2 protein-coding genes and 2 pseudogenes are annotated in these 2,902 nt (G+C 50.5%); all 4 read left to right on the top strand.

Annotated elements, in window-relative coordinates; translation table 11 throughout:
* Positions 1-266: transposase (locus HUO07_RS21385; RefSeq protein WP_176305124.1), on the top strand; the 266-nt coding region annotated here is incomplete at its 5' end.
* Between the two features lie 219 nt (positions 267-485).
* Positions 486-1,750, top strand: a pseudogene (locus HUO07_RS21380) (IS1380 family transposase).
* 442 nt (positions 1,751-2,192) lie between these two features.
* Positions 2,193-2,522 carry a four-helix bundle copper-binding protein gene (locus HUO07_RS22350; RefSeq protein ID WP_035565121.1) on the top strand — a complete coding sequence of 110 codons (330 nt, stop codon included), beginning with the start codon at positions 2,193-2,195 and terminating at the stop codon, positions 2,520-2,522.
* Between the two features lie 233 nt (positions 2,523-2,755).
* Positions 2,756-2,902 (top strand): annotated as a pseudogene (locus HUO07_RS21370) (IS5/IS1182 family transposase); the annotation flags it as partial.

Here is a 2,902-nt window from a genome sequence, read left to right as displayed (position 1 = left end):
TCAAAGTTATGCAAGCGGCGGTTTCTGAAAAGTCACTACTGAAGCCGATGGGAAAGGCCTTGGCGACACTTGAGCGGCACGCGGAAGCAGTGGTTAGGCGCTGGCACTCGGGACTGACGAACGCAAGACTGGAAGGGATGAACGGCCTTTTTCAGGCGGCTCGGTCACGCGCACGTGGCTATCGGAACGAGGCTAACTTCATCGCCATGATCTATCTGATTGGCAGCCCGGCGGGCCGCCTATTCGATCAGGCTAAATCCACATGAAGTAACGAAGAACCGAAAAAATGCTGGCTGCTAGCGTTCCAAAAATTAATAGATTTAATTTTTATGTTAATTACTCTAGCCCGGTTTTCTCACAGGGTATAAAAGAAAGCGGCTGAAAGAGCTATGATTTCAAGAACCTAACCAATCCATCAAACACCAACAGCCGCTTCCAAAATGGTACCTGAAAAGCTCACCTTCTAGCCATTCTCACGCCGCCAAATTGAAGCCGACTTCTCTGGGGGCCACATTACGTCAGACGCCGGATTACTCCTGCTTCGTGAAGTCGATAAACAGTATCGCCTGACACGCCGCTTGGCCGCCGTGCTTCATGATCCCCGCGCACCGGAACAGATTCGTCATAAGCTCGACACTCTGGTTCGTCAGCGGGTGTTCGGTGTCGCTGCTGGCTACGAAGATTTCAACGACCATGAGGCCCTACGTTATGACCAGGCGCTTCAGACGGCGCTCGGTGAAGTGGAGGCGCTGGCGGGCAAGTCGACGCTGTGCCGGGTGGAACAGCACGCCGATTGGCAAGCAATAGTGAAGGCCCATGAGGTGCTGTGGCACCACTTCATCGAGCAGCACGAGGAGCCACCGACAGAAATCGTGCTGGACTTTGATGGTACTGATATCCCGGTTCACGGCGAGCAGCCGGGCAAGTTCTTCAACGGCTACTACGACCACCATTGCTACTTCCCGCTGTATGTCTTCTGTGGTCGCCACTTACTGGTGAGCTATCTGCGCACCAGTGACCGAAGCGACAGCCGCCATAGCTGGACCATCCTCTCACTACTGGTACGCTTTATCCGTCAATATTGGCCTGATACCCGTATCGTGTTACGAGGTGATAGCCACTTTTGTCGTCCCCAGATGCTGAACTGGTGCGATCGGCATCACGTCGACTACATCGTGGGAATCGCCAAGAACAACCGACTGCTCAAGGAAGTGGATGTGCCCATGATGCTGGTACGCAAAACCCAATGGCAGGTGGGAGAAAAAGTGGCAGGGACGTTCCGCTTCCCGTATCAAGCCCACTCCTGGCAATGCCCACGCTGAGTGGTGGCTCGTCTAGAAGAGAGCGAGCTGGGCTCCAACCCCCGGTTTATCATCAGTTCCCGTTACGATGACAGCTTCAAGCTTTACTACGCGCAGTACTTGCTCGAGACAACATGGAAAACTGAATCAAAGATCAACAACTGAGCCTGTTCGCTGACCGGACCTCCAGTACGCACTGGTGGGCCAATCAGTGGCGGCTGATGCGGCTAATCTTGTCAGGCTTCGCCTATACGCTGTTCGAGCGGTTACGGACTTACCTGAAGAAAACGTCCTTCGCGCGCATGAGCCCGAGCAACCTGAGGCTCAAGCTCATCAAAGTGGGGGCGGTCATCATCCGCAATACGTGCCGCATCCGAGTGCTGATGAGTGACAGCTATCCTTATAAAACGGCGCTATCCAACCTCGTCAGGCGGTTGGTGCCGAACTGACTGCTCGGGCGCCCCCCGGCCCGACGCAATGGGGGGAAGGGGGAAGTGTGTCTGAACGACGGAAAGTGATTAAAAAGTAGCCAATGTAAGTCTAGCCAGTAGATGTTTAGCGGTGTTACAGCCTGAGTTCGGTACTGGCTGAGAGGCTATGAGAAATCCGGACTAATTGCTTTAATTAGGAGCTCGTGGCGAGGTAACTTACAAGCGCAGCGAACGTTTCAGTGTTTTTTTGACAAAAAATTTATTATAGTAGGCCTTCCTGAATCCTAGCTGAATAATAAAAATTACGGCAAGTAACGCACAGCTACCTGGTTTATTTTTATATTTTTTGATTAGTTACCAGGTTCCCTTTCCTTGATTTATCTTTTAGGTTGTTCTAGCTTTATTATGCCAAGCAAGAACTATGGTAAATAAAATTTGATTTAATAAATGGAGAACCGAGATGGACTTCAAAAAATACGAAAACTGCATTGAAGCTTGTCACATATGCGCTGCTTATTGCGACAAGTGTGCAACTGAGTGTCTAAAAGAAGACAACGTAAAAATGATGGCGGAATGTATTCGCCTTAACATGCAATGTGCTCAAATTTGTCGGTTAGCCGCCTCATTTATGGCACAAGAAAGTGAGTTTGCGCACGAGATCTGCCGTCTATGTGCCGACATTTGTAAGAAATGTGGTGATGAGTGTGAAAAACATGATGCATCCCACTGCCAAGAGTGTGCCCAAGCTTGTCACCGCTGCGCTGAAGAATGTGCCGCAATGGCCAGCTAAGCTCTAAGCCAGCCGGGGCGAGCGCTCCGGCTCGACGTGAACTTCTATGGAGAAATTCATTTGCTTTAACTCAGGCTTTCAAATTATTGAGGTAATTATTTTGAAATAAACTCTAGTAGAAGCAAGCCTACTGCGAGCCTCTTTTAAGGAAACACTGCATAAATACGACCGTTGCTGCCTAAGTGCCACCGGCAGGGCAAAATACAGTTTTCCACTACCCGCCAGAGTTCTCGATGAAACAGATCTCGTTTGCTCAGGCTGAGCACCAGAACAATAAGAAGGTCACCCGCCGGGAACGGTTCCTGGGACAGATGTTGCGGATCTACTTCCTTCAGCAATGGTATGCACTGGTCGACGAAGCGCTTGAAGATGCCATCTAT

Source organism: Vreelandella maris, assembly GCF_013371085.1.
In the GTDB taxonomy this organism is placed as follows: Bacteria; Pseudomonadota; Gammaproteobacteria; order Pseudomonadales; family Halomonadaceae; genus Vreelandella; species Vreelandella maris.
The sequence above is the reverse complement of the archived record's forward strand: the minus strand, read 5'-3'. Positions and strand labels throughout refer to the sequence as shown.